This is a genomic window from Pseudokineococcus marinus (genome assembly GCF_013004605.1).
Taxonomy (GTDB): Bacteria; Actinomycetota; Actinomycetes; order Actinomycetales; family Quadrisphaeraceae; genus Pseudokineococcus; species Pseudokineococcus marinus.
On the sequence record NZ_JABEMA010000371.1, the window covers coordinates 1 to 2,686 of the forward strand.

General features: G+C 77.5%; 2 protein-coding genes and 1 pseudogene. 1 reads left to right on the forward strand and 2 read right to left on the reverse strand.

What is annotated here, in order from left to right; genetic code table 11:
* Window positions 1-812, forward strand: a pseudogene (locus HLB09_RS15555) (hypothetical protein); the annotation flags it as partial.
* Window positions 813-928: 116 nt separating this feature from the next.
* On the opposite strand, the gene ppgK reads toward HLB09_RS15555, so the two are convergent.
* Both ppgK and map read right to left on the reverse strand, forming a co-directional pair.
* Window positions 929-1,738, reverse strand: a complete 810-nt coding sequence (gene ppgK / locus HLB09_RS15560; RefSeq protein WP_322790218.1) for a polyphosphate--glucose phosphotransferase — start codon at window positions 1,736-1,738, stop codon at window positions 929-931.
* A complete protein-coding gene (gene map / locus HLB09_RS15565; RefSeq protein WP_171204232.1) occupies window positions 1,735-2,625 on the reverse strand; it encodes a type I methionyl aminopeptidase in 891 nt (296 codons plus the stop codon). Before map ends, ppgK begins: the two co-directional genes overlap by 4 nt.
* Window positions 2,626-2,686 lie beyond the last annotated feature (61 nt).

Here is a 2,686-nt window from a genome sequence, read left to right on the forward strand (position 1 = left end):
CGCCGACCGACCCGCCCGTCGACGAGGGGCCCGGCGTCGAGGGGCCCGGCGTCGAGGGGCCGGCCCAGCCCCCGCTGGTCGAGGACCCGGACGAGCCGCCGGTCACCGACCAGCCCGTGGACCCGCCCGTGACGGAGCAGCCCTCCACGGGCGTCCCCGGCACCGACCCGGGCACCACGCCCGACACGACGACGCCGGACACGACGACGCCCGGCACCGGTGAGCCGCTGACGCCCCGGCCCGAGGGCCCGGACGCCCAGCAGCCCGACACCACGCCTCCCGTGGACGGCGGTCCCGACGCGCAGGTCCCCGACACGCAGGTCCCCGACACGAAGGCCCCCGACACGAAGGCCCCCGACGCGCAGGCGCCGGACGCCGAGGCGCCTGACGCCGCAGCTCCGGACTCCGAGGCGCCCGACCTCCAGGAGCCGGTCCTCGACCAGCCCGCCGAGCCGGACGCCGAGCCCGCCCTCCCGGTGGTGCCGGTCGTCGACGCCCCCGCCGAGCCCGAGCCGGAGCAGCCCGAGCCGTCGGTCGAGCCGGAGCAGCCCGAGCCCGAGCCGTCGGTCGAGCCGGTGCGTCCCGACCCCTCGGTCGAGCCGGAGGCGCCCACGGACCCCGTGCTGCCCGTCGTCCCGGCCGTCGAGGTCGTGCCGTCCGAGCCCGCCCAGCCGTCCGAGCCCGCCCAGCCGTCCGAGCCCGCCCAGCCGTCCGAGCCCGTGGTGGCGCTCGCGTCCCTCCTGCTGCTGCCGCCGTGGCTGCGCCGCCGTCGTGAGGTCGTCCTCGCGGTGGTGGCCGACGACCGCTCCTAGCCGGGCTGCCCGCGGGGGCCCGGGGCCCTCGGGCTGCCGGGCCGGAGCGCGCCTCCGGGGTCCGGGCGCCGCTCCGACCCGCGTGGACGACGTCGCCCGTCCCCGGGGGCCGTCGGTCAGCCGGGCGAGCCGGTGGCGTCCGCGGTGCCGGGGTCGAGGTCGGCCTCGGCCGCCAGGGCCGCGGCACCGACGATGCCCGCGGTGTTGAGGAGCTGCGCGGGCACGACCGGGACCCGCAGGTCCAGGTGCGGGAGGAACTTCTCGCTCTTCTTGCTCACCCCGCCGCCGATGACGAGCAGGTCCGGCTGCAGGAGGGCCTCGAGCGCCGAGAAGTACCGCTGGAGGCGCTTGGCCCAGTCCTTCCACGAGAGGTCCTCGCGGTCGCGGGCGGCGTCGGAGGCCCGCGTCTCCGCGTCGTGGCCGTCGACCTCCAGGTGCCCGAGCTCGGTGTTGGGCACGAGGACGCCGTCGTGCAGCAGCGCGGTGCCGATGCCGGTGCCGAGGGTCGCGACGACGACGACGCCGCGCACGTCCTTCGCCGCGCCGTAGCGCGCCTCGGCGACGCCGGCCGCGTCGGCGTCGTTGACGACGTGGACCGGGCGGCCGGTGCGCGCGCGCAGGAGCCCGGCGGCGTCGGTGCCGATCCACGCCTTGTCGACGTTGGCCGCGGTCGTCGTCACGCCGTCCTTGACGACGGCCGGGAAGGTCACCCCGAGCGGGCCGTCGGGCCAGCGGCCGGCGATGGCCGCGACGACGTCCGCGACGGCGTCCGGGGTCGACGGCTGGGGCGTGGGCTCGCGCACGCGGTCCGCGGCGAAGGTCCCCGACCCGAGGTCGACCGGGGCGCCCTTGATGCCCGACCCTCCGATGTCGATGCCGACGGCGCGCCCGCGGGAGGTCGCCGGTGACGGCTCCACGGCGCTCACGGCAGCGTCAGGACCTCGGGACCGGACCCGGTCACGAGGATCGTGTGCTCGAACTGCGCGCTGCGGCGCCGGTCGGCGGTGACGACGGTCCAGCCGTCGTCCCACATCTCGTGCCGAGCGGTGCCCAGGCACAGCATCGGCTCCACGGTGAAGGTCATGCCCACCTCGATGACGTCGTCGTGCAGGGGGGCCGCGTCGTAGTGCGGGACGACGAGGCCGGAGTGGAAGGACGTGCCGATGCCGTGGCCGGTGTACTCGCGCACGACGCCGTACCCGAAGCGCCGGGCGTAGCGCTCGACCACCCGGCCCACGACGTTGAGCTCCCGACCCGGCAGCGCGGCGCGGATGCCGCGGTCGGTGGCCTCGCGCGTGCGCTCGACGAGCAGCCGCGACTCCTCGTCGACGTCGCCGACGCAGAAGGTGGCGTTGGTGTCGCCGTGGACCCCGACGCCGTCGAGCACCACGTACGCCGTCACGTCGACGTTGCAGATGTCGCCGTCGGCCAGGACGGTCGAGTCGGGGATCCCGTGGCACACGACCTCGTTGACGCTGGTGCACAGCGACTTCGGGAAGCCGCGGTAGCCGAGCGTCGACGGGTAGGCCCCGTGGTCGAGGAGGAACTCGTGGCCGACGCGGTCCAGCTCGTCGGTGGTCGCGCCCGGGACGGCGTGCCGACCGACCTCGGCGAGGGCCTGCGCGGCCAGGCGGCAGGCCACCCGCATGCGCTCGACCGTCTCCGCGTCCTTGACCTCGGGCGCCCCGTCGGGCCGCGGCGCCGGCCGGTCGACGTACTCCGGCCGCGGCACGCCCGCCGGGACGGGGCGGCGCGGGGACACCCGACCGGGTCGCAGCGCCCCGGCGGGGGCGGTGGCAGCGGGCGGGGCCATGGCGGCATCCAAGCACCGGGGCGCCGGGGGGCGCACGCGGCGACGTCGACCCGGCGCCGGC